Here is a 16,784-nt window from a genome sequence, read left to right on the forward strand (position 1 = left end):
AAAACATACGCGGTACTTATAAAGCGAGGTCCGGTTATCGCCACCCACAACGTTCCAACGCGGAACAGATGCAGCACTAAAGTTGGAACCTCCAGCATCATACAGTTGGAAGTCTGATTTTTGACCCGGCTAACATATTGTATTAATGGCGACCCCTGCAGGATTCGAACCTGCGACCATCGGCTTAGAAGGCCGGTGCTCTATCCAGCTGAGCTAAGGGGCCGTGCGGGCGCTGACGGTGGCGTCAGTGCGTCCAAGGCATCTTTCGGTCATAGCGGAAGTTGTCGGAATAGGCGACCCGGCTACGCTTCGGCTCTTTCGGCTCGATGACGCGATAGGCAATGCCGTTGCGTTCGGCGTAGTCGATCGCGGCCTCGCGGGTGTCGAAGCTCAGATTGATCTGCTGCTTCATGTCGCGCGAGGAGGTATAACCCATCATCGGGTCGATCGAACGAGGGATTTCAGGCTCATAGCGAAGCACCCAATCCTGGGTCTTGGCCTTGCCGGATTGCATTGCCGTCTTTGCGGGGCGGTAGATCCTGGCCGTCATGATGCCTCAGCGTCTCCCCTTACCTGCTCGTCGCCGGAAAGTTTGATTGGTCGGAGCGGCAGGATTCGAACCTGCGACCCTCTGGTCCCAAACCAGATGCGCTACCAGGCTGCGCTACGCTCCGCCGACGCGAGACCCCTACCTTTGCGGCGGATGGCGCGCAAGGAGAAAATCTGCCGATGCTTGGAAATCGCGCCGGTGGCGCCACGGCGCATCTACATTCGACGACGTTACTTCATGCAATTGCAACGAAATTTTAGGGCTCTCCCGCTTATCAATGCGCTCTGGCTGATCGGGAGAGGTGCCTTCATGGGAATCAATTGCACGGGCTGTCGCGACGGAAGCGACCTCGATGTCGCGTTCTCCATGGCGTTTCAGCCGATCATCGACATTTCAACGGGCGACGTGTTTGCGCATGAAGCGCTGGTCCGGGGTCTTTCCGGCGAAGGTGCCGGTCATGTGCTCGGCCAGATCAAGGACCACAACCGCTACGCCTTCGACCAGCAGTGCCGCGTCAAGGCGATCGAGCTCGCGGCCACGCTTTTCGATCGGCAGGCTCCGACGAAGCTGTCGATCAATTTCATGCCGAATGCCGTCTACGAGCCCCGCGCCTGCATTCGCGTGACGCTGGCTACCGCGATGAAGACAGGCTTTCCGCTGGATCGGATCATCTTCGAGTTCACGGAGGACGAGCGGCTCGATACCGCGCATGTGCTGCATATCCTGCGCACCTATCGCGACATGGGCTTCAAGACGGCCATCGATGATTTCGGCGCCGGTCACGCGGGTCTGGCACTTCTCTCCCAGTTCCAGCCCGACATCGTGAAGCTCGACATGGAGCTGATCCGGGATATCGACACCAATCCCGTCAAGCGCACGATCGTTCGCCATACGCTGGCGATGCTGAACGATCTCGGTGTTGTGCCGTTGTGCGAAGGTGTGGAGACGACTGGAGAGCTGAAGGTCCTGCGCGACCTTGGCGTGCGGCTGGTGCAAGGCTATGTGCTTGCACGGCCGACCTTCGAGAGCCTGGCTGCAACTGCGGAACTCGACGGATTGTTCGCGACCGCCGCCTGACGCGAGCCCGCCGTATAAACAGCGGGCACCTGGCGGCACGTCCCTTTCGACAAGCGCTATTGCGCGCCGGCCGCTTCAGCGACGATCGGGTGGGAGACGCGATCGCCTTCAGCCAGCCCCATTTCCTCGGCCTTGCCGGCATTGAGCTCAAGCACGAACAGCACCGGCTCGGGCGAGGCGATGACGGCTTCGGACAGCGGAACCGCATCTGCGTGATGGCCGGCGACCGTGCCATCGCCGCGGATGAAGATCATGTCCAGCGGGATCAGCGTGTTGCGCATCCACATGGTGATCTGGCGTGGCTCCTCGAAGCGGAAGAGCATGCCGTGATCATCGTCCATCTGCTCGCGGAACATGAGGCCCGAAGCACGGTCGCGCCCGTTGAGGGCCAGTTCCACGGAATAATCGAAGCTGCCTTCGGAGGTTTCGATGACCAGACGCTCCTCATGGACCGGCAGCAGCGAGGGTTCACCCTGCTGGTCCTGGGCTTGAAGCGGTGCTGCGATAAAAAGAAAAAGCGCCGATGCGGCGCTCGCAACCAGATGGCGGCGGGTAAAGATCATCTGCACTCCGATCGATCAGTGCGATTGCGGGAACGGACTGTCGTTGTCGGGGTGAATTTCGGCAGCCATAAGGCCCTTGCCGCCCGGACCGAAGCGAACGAGCACGATCTGGCCGGGACGCAGTTCGGCAAGACCGAAGCGACGCAAAGTCTCCATGTGCACGAAAATGTCTTCGGTGCCCTCGCCGCGCGAGACGAACCCGAAGCCCTTGGTCCGGTTGAACCATTTGACGATGGCGCGCTCGAGCCCGCTCGTCGGCGTCACTTGAACCTTGGTACGCGCCGGCGGCAGCTGCGAGGGATGCGGCAGGTTAGACTGATCCATCGAAAGGACGCGGAAGGCCTGGTAGCCCCGATCCCGCTTCTGGATCTCGCATACCACGCGCGTGCCTTCCATGACCGTCTGGTAACCGTCACGGCGCAGACAGGTGACATGTAGAAGAACGTCTTCCATCCCGTTGTCAGGCACGATGAAGCCGAAACCTTTGGCAACATCGAACCATTTGATGGTGCCGGAAATCTCCATCAGGTCGACGGGATCGCCAAGGACCGCGTCGTCGAGCCGAAATTCCTTATGCGAGGAGCTGTCCCCCATCCCCTACCGCCTTTGTCATGCGAGCCAAGTAATCTTGATTCTCGTCTGTCAGAATAGCATCGCAAAGGGCGTTCTGCGCAAGTGTTACTTTTCCATGAATACAGGACCAATGATACGAGGCGGCATTGTGTGCGCCACGCTTGCGCCTACCTACGGGCTGACCGAACCAAAATGAAAGGACACCCCGATGCGTTATCTCCACACGATGGTGCGCGTGCGCGATCTGGACGCCTCACTCGACTTTTACTGCAACAAGCTGGGCCTTGTGGAAATTCGGCGCATGGAAAACGAACAGGGTCGTTTCACCCTGGTCTTCCTGGCGGCTCCCGAGGACAAGGCGCGGGCCGAGAGCGAGCGCGCACCGATGGTAGAGCTCACCTACAACTGGGACCCGGAAGATTATACCGGCGGGCGCAATTTCGGTCATCTCGCCTACGTGGTCGACGACATCTACGCTCTTTGCAGCAAGCTGAAGAACGCGGGCATCACGATCAACCGCCCGCCCCGCGACGGGCACATGGCCTTCGTGCGCTCGCCGGATGGCATTTCGATCGAATTGCTACAGAAAGGCGATGCCTTGCCGCGCCAAGAGCCATGGGCTTCGATGGAGAATACCGGCAGCTGGTAATCGCATCGAACATCGACACAATATCGTTTCCACCGTCTCGCTCTCCCATGTCCAACGCACGGATTTTCATCGGCCGAAAGGTCATGTGATTCGGTTTGGACCCTGAAATCTCAGGGGGCATGGACAATATCGGCCGAGTTGCTTAAAACGCTCGCCATATATTGAGAGCGGGACGAGCGGGGACGGGGTATTGCAGGTCGAAAGACGCAGCCGGACAGCCCATATTCTGAAGCGACTGGCGGGGGCCACCGCCCTTCTCGGATTGCTATCGGCATGTGCAGTCTCCGACGATGGTCAGCTCGGTTTCAACGGCGATCCATCCATCACCACTTCGGCGATCAGCCGACCTTCGAGCAGCGTTGGTGCCTCTGGCGCCAATGCGCCGGTGAGCAACGCGGCTGCGACGGTAGCGGGTGATGGCGCCTCTGTCGATACCGCCACAGTGGATGCCGAGGCCGAAGCAGCCGTAGAGACTGCTGCGACGCAGACCGTTCCGGTTCCAGAAGCCGAGACTGTCGCATCCGAAGCCGTCGCACCACAGCCACAAGCCGAGACCGAGCAGGCCGTCGCTGCCGCGGCGCCGGGAGAGGTTGCGGATCCGACTGCGCGGGCCGCCATCGCCGGTGAGCCGCAGCAGGTGGCCTCGGCCGAGCAGGCTTCGACATCCGCGCCCGTCAACGCTTTGTCGGAAGAGACGGACCGGGGCCCTTCCCCGTTCGCCCGCCTCTTTTCGCGCAATGGTGGCGATGATGCCGAACCGCGCCCGGTCATTCAGCAGTCGAATGATCGCGCACCACAGCCGATCATCGATCTTAGCGCTGCCGAAGACGAGACGGTGGAGCCGGAAGACGAGTTTGCCGAAGAAGCACCACCCGCGCAGATCACCACGGCTTCCATCGAATCGAGCCCGCCGCGCGCGCGTCTGAGTGTCGCCAACACCGATGGACCGGTGCTGCCAGGCGTCCGCGAAGTCGGATCGCTGTACCAACTCCAGCACCGCGACGGCTTCGACTACAATTCCTATTCCGACGACAACGGCACGGTTCGGCTTGCCTCTGCAGCCGGCATCGCCGGACTTGCCGGCGGCCGGTTGCGGACGCAACACGAGCGCGTCGACGTCGCCTGCCTCAAGCCTCAACTGGTTCAGACCCTGAAGCGTATCGAAGCCCATTTCGGCCGGCCTGTTCTCGTCACCTCCGGCTTCCGCGATCGTGCCTATAATCGCAAGGTCGGCGGCGCGATGGAATCGCGGCACATGTATTGCGAAGCGGCCGACATTCAGGTGCCGGGCGTGAGCAAGTGGGACATCGCGGAGTTCGCCCGCAGCCTGCCCGGGCGCGGCGGCGTGGGCACCTACTGCCACACCGATTCTGTGCATGTGGATATCGGCTCGAAGCGCGACTGGAACTGGCGCTGCCGCCGTCGCAGCTGATGCATGCAAGCCCTTGTTTGGGCTTGACAAAACACCGACTCAAAAAACCACATTCTTCTGTCATTTTTTTTCGAAATCGGTCGGTTTGGCGCTTGCGGGAACCAGATCACCTGACTATAAGACGCCCATCGCCTCGCGGCGACCACGGCATGCGCCCTTCGTCTATCGGTTAGGACGCCAGATTTTCATTCTGGAAAGAGGGGTTCGACTCCCCTAGGGCGTGCCACCCCTCTCTTGAATCAGCCACCATCATAGTCACAGCCGGTCGCGTTCGGTCGCTGCGCTGCTTGCTCGCAAGAGAAACCAATCTCATGACCCTGATCAATCAGCGCGAGCGGCGTCCAGCAGTCTCAGTTGGACACGCTGCGTACCCTGCCAATGGTCTGCAGTGAGCGTTCCCGCGAAGTGAAACGACAGCCCCTGCCCGGCGAGCAGTCCCTGCCCCAGTTCGCTGTCGGCAGCGCGAAACGCGATGCCATCGACACGCCTGCCATCGGCTGCGGCGGCACTGATCTTCACATGGCCGTTGCCGACGGTTCGCACATCCACCAGGCGATGGCGCGGCAGGGCGAAAATGGGTTGCGGATGGCCGGCGCCATAGGGGCCGGCCGATTCGAGAAGATCGAAGAGGGCTAGCGTCGCGCCTGTCGCTGAAAGCGCACCATCGATCTGCAACGTGCTGTCGGCCACGAGGCTCGCCACCTTTTTCGCGGCCTGCTCTTCCAGAAAAGCACGAAGCGCGCCGAGCCGCGAGCGCTCGACCGTGAGGCCGGCCGCCATGGCATGACCGCCGCCCTTGACCAGCAGCCCCTGATCCACCGCTGCGCGCACCGCCCGGCCGAGATCGAACCCGGCAATTGATCGCCCGGAGCCCGAGCCCTTGCCCTGGCTGTCAAAAGCGATGGCGAATGCCGGCCTGCGCAACCGATCTTTCAGGCGCGAAGCGATGAGACCGACGATGCCAGGATGCCAGCCCTCGCGCGCCGTAACGAAAACGGCCGGGCCCGAGCCGTTGGCATATTCCGCCAGCGCTTCGGCTTCCGCCTCCTCCAGCATCGCCGTTTCCATCGCCTGGCGTTCGCGGTTCAGCCCGTCGAGCTGGATGGCGATCTGGTCGGCCTGTGCCCGGTCCTCAATGGTCAGCAGTCGGCTGCCAAGGGCGGCATCACCAATGCGCCCGCCGGCATTGATGCGCGGGCCGATCATGAACCCAAAATGATAGGGCGTGATGGGTCCGCCAATCCCGGCAACGCGCACCAGCGCAGCCAGGCCCGGATTGGCCAGCTGGCGGGCAGCGACGAGCCCCTTGGTCACGAAAGCGCGGTTCAGCCCCTTCAGAGGCACCACGTCGCATACGGTGCCGAGCGCCACGAGATCGAGCAGCGACAGGAGGTTCATCGTCTGATGCCCCGGCTGCTGGCGCATGCGCAGGAGCCGGAGGGTGGCGACCAGCGTCAGGAACACGACACCGGCAGCGCAGAGGTGACCCTGGCCCGAAAGATCGTCTTCCCGGTTGGGATTGACCAACGCAGCGCATGGCGGAAGCACACTGCCGACCTGATGGTGGTCGATCACCACCACATCGGTTCCGCGCGCGGCGGCAGCAGCCAGCGACTCATGGCTCGTCGAGCCACAGTCGACGGTCACGATCAGCCGGTTGCCGCGATCGATCAGCTCCTCGATGGCCGCGACATTCGGCCCGTAACCTTCGAAAATGCGGTCCGGGATGTAGATTTCGCTCTGGATACCGAAATGGTCGAGGAACCGCTTCATGAGCGCCGACGAACATGCGCCGTCGACATCATAGTCGCCGAAAATGGCGATGCGTTCACCGATGATGATGGCTGCCGCCAAGCGCTCGGCCGCCCGGTCCATGTCGGTCAGCGTCGACGGGTCGGGCATCAGACGTTTCAGCGTCGGATCGAGAAAGTCGACGGCGTCGCCCATCGTCACACCGCGGCCGACCATCACCCGCGCCACCAGTTCAGAAAGCCCGAGAGACTGGGAAATCGCGAGCGCCTGGTTGAGGCCGGCCTGATCGAGGCGCTGCACCCAGCGCTGGCCCGTCAACGAGCGCTCGACATCGAGAAATGCGCGGCTGACCTCTCCCGATATCGGCGCCATCTCTATTCCGTCTTCCTTTGAACCGGCCTGCTGGGAACGGACGTCTTAGGAACGGTTCGCCGCCTCCATGGGCTCAAGCCGCTTTCGGCCGCTCGATCCGGATGACCTGCGGCGCACCGATCGTGTAGCCATCCGCGACCATGGCCTGAACGGCTGCCCGAACGGACGCTTCGGTGGTCGCATGGGTGACGAGCACGACCGTCTGGCGGCCGCTGCCTGCCGGCGACGTGTGCTTGGCGCGCTGGACGATGGATTCGAGAGAGATGGTGTTCTCAGCCATATGCGTGGCAATCGACGCGAAGACGCCGGCCTTGTCCTGCACAGTGACGCGAATGAAATAGCCACCCTCATGGCTGCGCATCTTGGCGCGTTTGTAGGGAACGAGCTTGGCTGCAGGCTTGCCGAGCGCAGGGCCGTGCTGGATGCCGGGACGGCTCTTGGCGATATCGGCGATGTCACCCATCACCGCCGACGCGGTCGCGTCACCGCCCGCACCTGGGCCCGACATGATCAATTCGCCGAGCACATCGGATTCGATCGCGACCGCGTTCGTCACGCCGTCGACCCGGCCTATGACGCTATCCTTCGGCACCATGGTGGGATGAACGCGCTGCTCGATGCCGGAATCGGTGCGCTGCGCGACGCCAAGGAGCTTGATGCGGTAGCCGAGGTCGTCGGCGGCGCAGATGTCGTCGATCGAGATGTTGGAGATACCTTCGAGATAGATGTCGTCGGCTGCGATCTCGGTGCCGAAGGCAAGGCTCGTCAGGATGGCAAGCTTGTGCGCGGTGTCGTTGCCCTCGATGTCGAAGGTCGGATCCGCTTCCGCATAACCGAGGCGCTGCGCTTCCTTGAGGCACGCCTCGAAGCTCAGGCCTTCGCGCTCCATCGTCGTCAGGATGTAGTTCGCCGTGCCGTTCATGATGCCGTAGAGGCGGCTGACGCGGTTGCCCGTCAGCGACTCGCGCATGGCCTTGATGACCGGGATGCCACCCGCGACGGCCGCTTCGAAATTGAGGAGAACGCCTTTTTCTTCCGCGAGCGCCGCCAGCCGGACGCCATGTTTGGCGAGCAGCGCCTTGTTGGCGGTAACGACATGGATGCCACGCGACAGGGCCGCTTCGACCGCGCTCAAGGCCGGATCGGCCGCGCCGCCGATCAGTTCGACGAAGACGTCAATCTCGCCGGTCTTCGCCAGTTCGATCGGATCGTCGAACCATGTCATCGCGCGCAGGTCGATGCCGCGGTTGCGTTCCCGATCGCGCGCCGACACGGCGACGATCTCGATCGGCCGGCCACAGGCTTCGGCAAGCAGCGCATAGCGCGACACGAGGACGTGGACGAGCGCGGCTCCAACGGTACCGAGACCTGCGATCCCGATTTTCAGCGGTTCAGACATGGAATTTCCATCGTTCGGCTTGGAAGGACCGCGGATAGATGCCCGCGGCCGAAAGGCATCAGCGCCGTGCGTTCAGCGCGATGACGTTGTGCATCGTCTCGTCCGCCGTTGCAAGGAAGCGCTTGATGTTGCGGGCCGCCTGGCGGATGCGGTGCTCGTTCTCGACCAGTGCGATGCGCACATAGTCGTCGCCCTGCTCGCCGAAGCCGACGCCAGGCGCTACGGCGACATCTGCCTTCTCGACCAGAAGTTTCGAAAATTCCAGCGAACCGAGCGGCTTGAACTTTTCTGGGATCGGAGCCCAGGCGAACATGGTGGCGGCCGGCGGCGGCACGTCGAAGCCCGCCTTGCCGAAGCTATCCACCAGCACGTCGCGGCGACGCTTGTAGATGCTGCGCACCTCTTCGATGTCGGAGCCATCGCCGTTGAGCGCAGCGGACGCCGCAACCTGGATTGGCGTGAACGCACCGTAATCGAGATAGGATTTGACCCGAGACAGCGCCGCAATCAGCCGCTCGTTGCCGACGGCAAAGCCCATGCGCCAGCCGGGCATGGAAAAGGTCTTCGACATGGAGGTGAATTCCACCGCCACATCCATTGCACCCGGCACCTGCAGGACCGAAGGCGGCGGCGCATTGTCGTCGAAATAGATCTCCGAATAGGCGAGATCCGACAGGATGATGATGTCGTGCTTCTTCGCCTGCGCGACCGCTTCCTTGTAGAAATCGAGGTCGGCCGTATAGGCGGTCGGGTTCGACGGATAGTTGAGGATCAGCGCAAGCGGCTTTGGGATCGAATGGCGCACGGCGCGCTCGATCGCGACGAAGAACTGGTCGTCGGGCTTGACCGACATGGAGCGGATCACGCCGCCTGCCATCAGGAAGCCGAAGGCGTGGATGGGATAGGTCGGATCTGGGCACAGGATGACATCGCCCGGCGCGGTGATCGCCTGCGCCATGTTGGCGAAGCCTTCCTTGGAGCCGAGCGTCGCGATGACCTGCGTGTCCGGATTCAGCTTCACGCCGAAGCGGCGAGCGTAATAGGCAGCCTGTGCCTTGCGAAGGCCTGGGATACCGCGCGAGGACGAGTAGCGATGGGTGCGCGGATCACGCACGACGTCGCACAGTTTGTCGACCACGGCCTTTGGCGTCGGCAGATCCGGATTTCCCATGCCGAGATCGATGATGTCGGCGCCGGCCGCTCGCGCGCTCGCCTTCAGGCGGTTGACCTGTTCGAAGACGTAGGGCGGAAGGCGGCGGACCTTGTGAAACTCTTCCATCGATTTATCCGGATCAGACTGGGTTTGGCCAAGAATAGTGGAACGCCGTGCATGCGTCCAATCAAGCGCAAAAGCAAGCGGGACATTGTGGCGAGCAAGCGCGCCGCATTGAAGATCGCTCAGGTAAGCGGCTTTTCCATCACCAGTGCCGGGATGCCGGAACCGTCGGCTCCGCAATTTTCGGTGCGCCCGACCTCCACGAACCCGTGGGCGCGGTAAAAAGCGCATGCGGCTTCGTTTTCGGGCTCGACCTCCAGGCGGATGCGCTTCGCCCCGTCGAAGCAGGTTTCGATCTCGGCGAAGAGATCGCGGCCGATACCCTGGCGCTGCAGCGATGGGTGCACGTAAATCTGGTGGAGCAGGACCACATCCTTGTCGGAGCGGGCCGCATAGGCCATCCCGCCGATCCGCTTGCCGTCATCGGCAACCAGAAATTCCGATTGCGGCCGCGACAGGCGCGTCTGGAGCGCTTCCACGGAGTGCCAAGAGCGCGTGATCTCCGCCACCTTCTCCACGCCGTAGAGCGTGTCATAGGTCGCGTGCCACGTCTCGGTAAGCAGAGTTTGAACGGCGGGAAGATCGGCCTTCATCGCCGTTCGCACGAAGAACATGGGTTTAGTCCTCGAGGCCGAGCTTGGCTTTGACCAGCGCATTGACCGCCTGCGGGTTGGCCTTACCACCCGTCGCCTTCATCACCTGCCCCACGAACCAGCCGGCGAGCGAGGGCTTGGCCTTTGCCTTTTCCACCTGATCGGGGTTGGCGGCAATGATCTCATCCACGGCCTTCTCGATCGCGCCGGTATCCGTGACCTGCTTCATGCCGCGTTCTTCGACGATGGAAGCCGGGTCGCCGCCCTCGTTCCAGACGATCTCGAAGAGATCCTTGGCGATCTTGCCGGAGATCACTTCGGCCTTGATGAGGTCGACGATGCCGCCGAGCTGGTCGGGCAAAACCGGAGTCTCTTCAATGGATTGCCCGGCTTTGTTCAGGGCACCCAGGAGATCGTTGATGACCCAGTTGGCGACGAGTTTGCCGTCGCGGCCCTTGGCGGCGCGTTCGAAATAGTCGGCAATCGCCTTGTCGGACACCAGGATGGAGGCGTCATAGACGGAAAGCCCGACCGTCTCGATCAGCCGCGCCTTCTTGTCGTCCGGCAGTTCCGGCAGATGCGCGGCCAGTTCTTCGATGAACGCATCGTCGAATTCGAGCGGCAACAGGTCCGGATCGGGGAAATAGCGATAGTCGTGCGCGTCTTCCTTGGAGCGCATGGAGCGGGTCTCACCCTTGCCTGGATCGAACAGGCGCGTCTCCTGGTCGATCGAGCCACCCTCTTCCAGGATGGCGATCTGGCGGCGCGCTTCGTATTCGATGGACTGGCCGACGAAGCGAATGGAGTTGACGTTCTTGATCTCGCAGCGCGTTCCGAAGTCGCCGCCTGGCTTGCGCACGGACACGTTGACGTCGGCCCGCATGGAGCCTTCGTCCATGTTGCCGTCGCAGGTGCCGAGGTAACGCAGAATGGTGCGCAGCTTGGTGAGATAGGCCTTCGCCTCGTCGGAAGAGCGCAGATCCGGCTTGGAAACGATTTCCATCAGCGCGACGCCCGAGCGGTTCAGGTCCACATAGGACATGGTCGGATGCTGGTCGTGCATCGACTTGCCGGCATCCTGTTCCAGGTGCAGCCGCTCGATGCCGATTTCGATGTCCTCGAACTCGCCCTTCCGGTCTGGGCCGACCGAGATGACGATCTTGCCCTCGCCGACGATCGGGTCTTTGAACTGGGAGATCTGGTAGCCCTGCGGCAGGTCCGGGTAGAAATAGTTCTTGCGGTCAAAGATCGAGCGCTTGTTGATCTGGGCCTTGAGGCCGAGGCCGGTGCGCACCGCCTGCTTCACGCATTCCTCGTTGATGACCGGCAGCATGCCGGGCATCGCGGCATCGACGAGCGAGACGTTGGCGTTCGGCGCCTTGCCGAACTCTGTCGATGCACCGGAAAAGAGCTTCGACTTGCTCGTCACCTGCGCATGCACCTCCATACCGATGACGACTTCCCAATCGCCGGTGGCACCGGGGATGAAGCGCTTCGGATCGGGTGTGCGGGTATCGACGATGGTCATGCGGTGACGCTCTTCAATGGCCTTGAGGGAATGGGTTTTGGCTAGAACATCGGGCTGCCCGGCGCAAGGACTTTGGCGCTGCTGCCGATCCGCTTTCCCTGCGACGCAATACCATCAAGCAGGTCCGTAGATCTCAATTTCGGGCTCATGCACCAGGCGCTTCGACATTCCGACCTTTTCAATGTCGCGGTCGAGCGATGCGGAATAGACCGTCGAAAGCCAGATCACCGTATAGCCATAGCGGCGATAGAACGCGATCGCCTCGTGATTGCGGGCATGGGTTTCGAGCTCGGCAGTCTCGTGTCCCGCCTCGACGATTTCATCTTCCAGACAGGTGAGCAGCTTCGCGCCGTGACCGCGCCGCTGAAATTCGGGATCGATCCAGAGATCTGAAATGGCGTTTGGCCTGGCTGTTTCCACGTCGAGTGGGTCTTCATGGGCGCCCCAGCCGACGGGCATGCCATCCTCCTCGGCAACGCGGATCAGAGACCAGCTGCGACTCGTGAAGGTGAGATAGGAGTCCATCGCGTTGCGGCGAAGGCTCGCGACGTTTGTCTGGCCCGATGCCCAAACCGACAGGCGGTCTTCCCAGGCACGATATCCGATCTCCGCGAGTTTCGCGGCATCACTGCGTTTGGCTGATCGGATTACCACCAACGCTTTGGCGTGAAGCGGCCGGCAGCCTTCTCCACGACGCTGGCTGCGGCAAAGAGCGTCTCTTCGTCGAAGGGCCGGCCGATCAGCTGCAAGCCGAGCGGCAGTCCATCCGTCGAGGTGCCCGCCGGCACGGCGATGCCCGGAAGGCCAGCCATGTTCACCGTGACCGTGAAGATGTCGTTCAAGTACATCTTGACCGGATCGGCTGCCATTTCGGCATCGCCGATCTCGAAGGCTGCAGATGGCGTTGCCGGCGTCAGGATCGCATCGACGCCATCGGCAAAGACGGTCTCGAAATCACGTTTGATCAGCGTGCGGACCTTCTGCGCCTTCAGGTAGTAAGCGTCGTAATAGCCGGCGGAAAGCACATAGGTACCGATCATGATTCGGCGCTGGACCTCCTCGCCAAAGCCTTCGGCGCGGGTCTTCTCGTACATTTCCAAAATGTCGCGGCCTTGCTGGCGCAGGCCGTAGCGCACACCGTCGTAACGCGCGAGGTTGGACGAGGCTTCGGCCGGTGCAACGATGTAGTAGGCAGGCAACGCGTATTTGGTGTGCGGCAGCGAAATCTCGACGATTTCGGCGCCGGCATCCTTCAGCCAGTCAATGCCCTGCTGCCAGAGCGCGTCGATCTCGCCCGGCATGCCGTCGACGCGGTACTCCTTCGGAATGCCGATCTTCAGGCCCTTGACCGAACGGCCGACTGCGGCCTCGTAATCCGGAACAGCGCGATCGACCGAGGTCGTGTCCTTGGCATCGGTCGAGGCCATGGAACGCAACATGATCGCCGCATCGCGCACGTCGCGAGCGATCGGACCGGCCTGATCCAGCGAGGATGCGAAGGCGACGATGCCGAAGCGCGAGCAGCGGCCATAGGTCGGCTTAATGCCGACCGTGCCGGTGAATGCGGCCGGCTGGCGGATGGAGCCGCCCGTGTCGGTGGCGGTCGCGCCGGCGCAGAGTTCGGCGGCAACGGCTGCCGCGGAGCCACCGGAGGAGCCTCCGGGAACGAGGCTCTCGTTGGAGCCTTCGACGCGCCACGGGTTCACGACGGGGCCATAATAGGACGTCTCGTTGGACGAGCCCATGGCGAACTCGTCCATGTTCAGCTTGCCGAGCATGACGGCGCCGTCGTTCCAGAGGTTGGACGTGACGGTCGATTCGTAGCGCGGCTCGAAGCTGTTCAGGATATGGCTGCAGGCCTGCGTGTGGACGCCTTCGGTCGCAAAAAGATCCTTGATGCCAAGCGGGATGCCTTCGAGTGCTCCAGCCTCACCGCTCGCCATGCGCTCGTCCGAGCGCTTGGCCATGGCGCGCGCCTTGCCCGCCGTGACCGTTACATAGGCATTGATCGAGGGGTTGGCGGCTTCGATCGCGCTCAGATAGGCATCCGTCAATTCGACCGAGGAAAGGTCGCGTGCGCGCATCTTTTCGCGAGCTTCGGCGATGGTCAGGCGGGTCAGTTCGGACATCAGGCAAACTTCTTTTCGTAAAATCTGGAATAACCGGAATCAGGATAGTCGAGGACAGCGCCGCACTGGGTGAAACCGCTGCGCTCATAGATGCGCCATGCAACTTCAAAACCCGGTGCCTCCCCTGTCTCGAGAACGAGGCGGGACAGGCCGCGATCCCGAGCACGTTGCTCGACCTGCTGCAAAAGCGCGGAGCCGACGCGCTGGCCGCGCACTTCGGGCTTGGTGAACATGCGCTTCACTTCGCCGAGGCCTTCCCCATGCTCTTTCAGCGACGCCATGCCGACAGCGTTTCCATCTCCATTGCGCGCGACGAACACCGTCACCGAAGGCTCGGCCATCTGCTCGACCGTCAGCTGGAACTGGAACTCGCGCGGCGTCAACGGGATCATGTGAGCGTTCAGCGCGCTGACCATGTCACGCACATCGTCCTGAAGAGGCGTTTCGGCTGCGATAGCCAGATCCACAGCCTACTCCACGACTTTCGGGACGAGGAAGAACCCTTCTTCGGAAGCCGGCGCATTGGCCACGATATCGGCAGCCTTGTCGCCATCGGTCACGACATCGGCGCGCTTCTTCATGTCCATGGCGATCACCGAGGTCATCGGCTCGACGCCGCTCACGTCGACCTCGTCCAGCTGCTCGACGAAGCCGAGGATCACGTTGAGTTCGCCGACCATGCGCTGTGCATCCTCGTCGCTCACCGCGAGGCGGGACAGACGGGCAACGCGCTTTACCGTTGCGATATCGACAGACATGCGGAAACTCCGGGATTTTCAGGCGTGCGGGTGCGTATAGCGTTCGCGCCTGCTGAGAGCAAGGCTGGCAAACTGTGCATTACGATCCCCGTATGTCCAGCAGTCTATACGATATTTCAATGCTTCTCTTCTTTACTGCAGCCGTTGGGGGTGCCTGGTTGTGTTGCAGTTTTTTCGTAAGTCCTTTCTCTTCAATGTCGACGTAGGGAACGAACGGTTTGCCGTCGCGCAATATGCCGCGCTGACGCGGCAAATTCCGATTCTCTACATCCTGCTGATGGTGAATGCTGCGGCACTCGCATGGACCCACCATGGGTCGGCCCCACAATGGCAGACGCTCTACGTGCCGGGCGTCCTGTCGCTGATCTGCATCGTCCGTCTGGCCAAATGGCATCTGCGGCGCAACGACCGCCCGACGCCCGAGCAGGCCGTCCGCAAAATGCGCGGCACCGTCATACTCGCCGGCCTCTTTTCCATCTGCTTCGGCTTCTGGGGTGTCAGCCTGTACCCCTTCGGTGATGCCTACCAGCAGAGCCACATCGCCTTCTTCCTGTCTATTTCAGCCATTTCCTGCGTCTTCTGCCTCATGAACCTGCCGCCGGCCGCACTGGTCACGGCAGGCAGCGTCTTCTTCATCCTGATCGGCAACTTCATGTTCAGCGGCCAGCCCGTGTTCACAGCCATCTCGATCAGTGTCTGCTTCATCTCGCTCGCCTTCATCCACGTCACGCACAGCAATTTCGACAACTTCGTGTCAATCGTGCGCATCTCCGACATTCTCGAACAAAAGCAAAAGGAGACCGTGCAACTCGGTGTCATGAACGCCAAGCACGCGCTTGAGGACCAATTGACCGGCCTCGACAACCGGCGCAGCTTCTTCGAGAAAATCGACCAGGTGATGAAAACGGCGGCAGGCGGCAAGCCTCCGGTGATCGGCCTGATCGACCTCGATGGCTTCAAGCCGGTCAACGATGTGTTCGGCCATGCAGCCGGTGACTCGGTCCTCGTCGAGACAGCCCGACGCTTCCGCAAGATCCTGCAGCCCGGCACCACGATCGCGCGAATTGGGGGCGACGAATTCGGCTTCATCCTGCCTTCTGAACTGGATGCGGACGAGGCGTCGACCATCGCCAACGCCCTCTGCCTCGCGCTGAAGGACCACTACGAAACGCCCGCCGGCATCGCACGGCTTTCCGGCTCATGCGGTATCGTCGTCTCGCAGGAACGTCATGTGACGGCTGCAAGCCTCATCGAACAGGCAGACTTCGCGCTCTATCAGGCCAAGTCCAAGCAGAATGGCGGCGTCGAAATCTTCTCCGAGCAGCACACGCAACTTCTGCATGAACGGACGTCGATCGAGCGCGAACTGCGGATCGGCGATCTCCGGCAGGAATTCTATCTGGCGTTTCAGCCGATCGTCGATCTGAAGACGGGTGAGGTCGTCAGCTTCGAGGCGCTCGGTCGGTGGCACAATGCGACATTGGGCGAAATCTCGCCCGCCGCCTTCGTGCCGATTGCGGAGCGCTGCGGGCTGATCAACGACGTATCGCTGATCCTCCTGCGCAAGGCGATCGACGCACTCGACGAACTTCCACTCGACTGCCGGATTTCGTTTAATCTTTCGGCGCGCGACATCTGCAATCATATCGACGCGCTGAAAATCCTCAGCCTCGTGGAGCGCTCGGGCGTCGCCACGAATCGCCTCGAATTCGAGATCACCGAAACGGCACTCCTGTCGAACTTTGAAACGGCGGAGAGGATGATCTCGCTTTTCCGTGCCGCCGGCATCAAGGTGGCGCTCGACGATTTCGGAACGGGCTATTCGAGCCTCAGCCACGTGCACCGCCTGGCCTTCGACAAGCTGAAGATCGACCGCAGCTTCGTTCAGCAGATGGAAAACGACGTCCGCTGCCGCAACATCGTGAAGTCGGTGGTCGATCTCTCGGCGAATCTCGGGATCGACTGCGTGGCGGAAGGCGTCGAAAGCGGTGCGATTGCGGCGCAGTTGAAAGCCATCGGCTGCAGCTATGGCCAGGGCTACCATTTCGACCGCCCGCTATCCTTCCAGAACGCCTTGAGCCTTGCCCGCAGCGCCGGGCGCCAACGTGTCGCACTGCGGGCATAGATTTTAGA

General features: G+C 61.9%; 16 protein-coding genes and 3 tRNA genes. 5 read left to right on the forward strand and 14 right to left on the reverse strand.

Going from position 1 to position 16,784, the window contains the following annotated elements:
- Nucleotides 1-146 precede the first annotated feature (146 nt).
- The 3 genes from D5400_RS14175 to D5400_RS14185 form a co-directional block, all read right to left on the reverse strand.
- A tRNA-Arg gene (locus tag D5400_RS14175) sits at nucleotides 147-223 on the reverse strand.
- Between the two features lie 21 nt (nucleotides 224-244).
- Complete coding sequence (locus tag D5400_RS14180; RefSeq protein ID WP_126010608.1) at nucleotides 245-550, reverse strand: ETC complex I subunit; 306 nt, start codon at nucleotides 548-550, stop codon at nucleotides 245-247.
- A 47-nt stretch (nucleotides 551-597) separates the two neighbouring features.
- A tRNA-Pro gene (locus D5400_RS14185) sits at nucleotides 598-674 on the reverse strand.
- A gap of 185 nt (nucleotides 675-859) precedes the next feature.
- Here D5400_RS14185 and D5400_RS14190 point away from each other — a divergent pair.
- Entirely contained in the window at nucleotides 860-1,627 is a 768-nt protein-coding gene (locus tag D5400_RS14190) for an EAL domain-containing protein (RefSeq protein ID WP_164527900.1), read from the forward strand.
- Between the two features lie 56 nt (nucleotides 1,628-1,683).
- Here the strand turns inward: D5400_RS14190 and D5400_RS14195 are convergent, their stop codons facing one another.
- Nucleotides 1,684-2,190: a DUF192 domain-containing protein gene (locus tag D5400_RS14195; RefSeq protein WP_126010610.1), complete on the reverse strand. Its 507-nt coding sequence runs from the start codon at nucleotides 2,188-2,190 to the stop codon at nucleotides 1,684-1,686.
- A 15-nt stretch (nucleotides 2,191-2,205) separates the two neighbouring features.
- Nucleotides 2,206-2,784, reverse strand: coding sequence for a cold-shock protein (locus D5400_RS14200; RefSeq protein ID WP_126010611.1), 579 nt, complete (start codon nucleotides 2,782-2,784; stop codon nucleotides 2,206-2,208).
- A gap of 187 nt (nucleotides 2,785-2,971) precedes the next feature.
- Between D5400_RS14200 and gloA the strand changes: the two genes are divergently transcribed.
- From gloA to D5400_RS14215, 3 genes are all read left to right on the forward strand, one after another.
- A complete protein-coding gene (gene gloA, locus D5400_RS14205; protein ID WP_126010612.1) occupies nucleotides 2,972-3,412 on the forward strand; it encodes a lactoylglutathione lyase in 441 nt (146 codons plus the stop codon).
- A 190-nt stretch (nucleotides 3,413-3,602) separates the two neighbouring features.
- Complete coding sequence (locus D5400_RS14210; protein WP_126010613.1) at nucleotides 3,603-4,844, forward strand: D-Ala-D-Ala carboxypeptidase family metallohydrolase; 1,242 nt, start codon at nucleotides 3,603-3,605, stop codon at nucleotides 4,842-4,844.
- A 151-nt stretch (nucleotides 4,845-4,995) separates the two neighbouring features.
- A tRNA-Glu gene (locus D5400_RS14215) sits at nucleotides 4,996-5,070 on the forward strand.
- 95 nt (nucleotides 5,071-5,165) lie between these two features.
- Here the strand turns inward: D5400_RS14215 and recJ are convergent.
- From recJ to gatC, 9 genes are all read right to left on the reverse strand, one after another.
- On the reverse strand, nucleotides 5,166-6,968 hold the full coding sequence (gene recJ / locus D5400_RS14220; protein WP_126010614.1) for a single-stranded-DNA-specific exonuclease RecJ: 1,803 nt from the start codon (nucleotides 6,966-6,968) through the stop codon (nucleotides 5,166-5,168).
- Between the two features lie 73 nt (nucleotides 6,969-7,041).
- Nucleotides 7,042-8,367: a homoserine dehydrogenase gene (locus D5400_RS14225; RefSeq protein ID WP_126010615.1), complete on the reverse strand. Its 1,326-nt coding sequence runs from the start codon at nucleotides 8,365-8,367 to the stop codon at nucleotides 7,042-7,044.
- A 58-nt stretch (nucleotides 8,368-8,425) separates the two neighbouring features.
- A complete protein-coding gene (locus D5400_RS14230) occupies nucleotides 8,426-9,646 on the reverse strand; it encodes an LL-diaminopimelate aminotransferase (protein ID WP_126010616.1) in 1,221 nt (406 codons plus the stop codon).
- Nucleotides 9,647-9,765: 119 nt separating this feature from the next.
- The gene (locus D5400_RS14235; RefSeq protein ID WP_126010617.1) at nucleotides 9,766-10,257 is read right to left on the reverse strand and encodes a GNAT family N-acetyltransferase; all 492 of its coding nucleotides are present in this window, start codon (nucleotides 10,255-10,257) and stop codon (nucleotides 9,766-9,768) included.
- A gap of 4 nt (nucleotides 10,258-10,261) precedes the next feature.
- A complete protein-coding gene (gene gatB / locus D5400_RS14240; RefSeq protein ID WP_126010618.1) occupies nucleotides 10,262-11,764 on the reverse strand; it encodes an Asp-tRNA(Asn)/Glu-tRNA(Gln) amidotransferase subunit GatB in 1,503 nt (500 codons plus the stop codon).
- Between the two features lie 114 nt (nucleotides 11,765-11,878).
- The gene (locus D5400_RS14245) at nucleotides 11,879-12,418 is read right to left on the reverse strand and encodes a GNAT family N-acetyltransferase (RefSeq protein ID WP_245451302.1); all 540 of its coding nucleotides are present in this window, start codon (nucleotides 12,416-12,418) and stop codon (nucleotides 11,879-11,881) included.
- Nucleotides 12,412-13,893, reverse strand: a complete 1,482-nt coding sequence (gene gatA, locus D5400_RS14250; RefSeq protein WP_126010620.1) for an Asp-tRNA(Asn)/Glu-tRNA(Gln) amidotransferase subunit GatA — start codon at nucleotides 13,891-13,893, stop codon at nucleotides 12,412-12,414. Before gatA ends, D5400_RS14245 begins: the two co-directional genes overlap by 7 nt.
- Nucleotides 13,893-14,309 (reverse strand): GNAT family N-acetyltransferase, encoded by a 417-nt coding sequence (locus D5400_RS14255; protein WP_425364931.1) that lies wholly within the window; start codon nucleotides 14,307-14,309, stop codon nucleotides 13,893-13,895. Before D5400_RS14255 ends, gatA begins: the two co-directional genes overlap by 1 nt.
- 54 nt (nucleotides 14,310-14,363) lie before the next feature.
- Nucleotides 14,364-14,651, reverse strand: a complete 288-nt coding sequence (gene gatC, locus D5400_RS14260) for an Asp-tRNA(Asn)/Glu-tRNA(Gln) amidotransferase subunit GatC (protein WP_126010622.1) — start codon at nucleotides 14,649-14,651, stop codon at nucleotides 14,364-14,366.
- Between the two features lie 163 nt (nucleotides 14,652-14,814).
- Here gatC and D5400_RS14265 point away from each other — a divergent pair, with 163 nt between their 5' ends.
- Complete coding sequence (locus D5400_RS14265; RefSeq protein ID WP_245451303.1) at nucleotides 14,815-16,776, forward strand: putative bifunctional diguanylate cyclase/phosphodiesterase; 1,962 nt, start codon at nucleotides 14,815-14,817, stop codon at nucleotides 16,774-16,776.
- Nucleotides 16,777-16,784: the final 8 nt, after the last annotated feature.

The organism is Georhizobium profundi (assembly GCF_003952725.1).
Classification (GTDB): Bacteria; Pseudomonadota; Alphaproteobacteria; order Rhizobiales; family Rhizobiaceae; genus Georhizobium; species Georhizobium profundi.

Excerpts from the sequence above, each read along its gene's own strand:
- gloA (WP_126010612.1), top strand. The coding sequence starts at position 2,972 with ATGCGTTATCTCCACACGATGGTGCGCGTGCGCGATCTGGACGCCTCA.
- recJ (WP_126010614.1), bottom strand. The coding sequence starts at position 6,968 with ATGGCGCCGATATCGGGAGAGGTCAGCCGCGCATTTCTCGATGTCGAG.
- D5400_RS14180 (WP_126010608.1), bottom strand. The coding sequence starts at position 550 with ATGACGGCCAGGATCTACCGCCCCGCAAAGACGGCAATGCAATCCGGC.
- gatC (WP_126010622.1), bottom strand. The coding sequence starts at position 14,651 with ATGTCTGTCGATATCGCAACGGTAAAGCGCGTTGCCCGTCTGTCCCGC.
- D5400_RS14200 (WP_126010611.1), bottom strand. The coding sequence starts at position 2,784 with ATGGGGGACAGCTCCTCGCATAAGGAATTTCGGCTCGACGACGCGGTC.
- gatA (WP_126010620.1), bottom strand. The coding sequence starts at position 13,893 with ATGTCCGAACTGACCCGCCTGACCATCGCCGAAGCTCGCGAAAAGATG.
- D5400_RS14230 (WP_126010616.1), bottom strand. The coding sequence starts at position 9,646 with ATGGAAGAGTTTCACAAGGTCCGCCGCCTTCCGCCCTACGTCTTCGAA.
- D5400_RS14255 (WP_425364931.1), bottom strand. The coding sequence starts at position 14,309 with ATGGTCAGCGCGCTGAACGCTCACATGATCCCGTTGACGCCGCGCGAG.
- D5400_RS14225 (WP_126010615.1), bottom strand. The coding sequence starts at position 8,367 with ATGTCTGAACCGCTGAAAATCGGGATCGCAGGTCTCGGTACCGTTGGA.
- D5400_RS14195 (WP_126010610.1), bottom strand. The coding sequence starts at position 2,190 with ATGATCTTTACCCGCCGCCATCTGGTTGCGAGCGCCGCATCGGCGCTT.
- gatB (WP_126010618.1), bottom strand. The coding sequence starts at position 11,764 with ATGACCATCGTCGATACCCGCACACCCGATCCGAAGCGCTTCATCCCC.
- D5400_RS14190 (WP_164527900.1), top strand. The coding sequence starts at position 860 with ATGGGAATCAATTGCACGGGCTGTCGCGACGGAAGCGACCTCGATGTC.
- D5400_RS14235 (WP_126010617.1), bottom strand. The coding sequence starts at position 10,257 with ATGTTCTTCGTGCGAACGGCGATGAAGGCCGATCTTCCCGCCGTTCAA.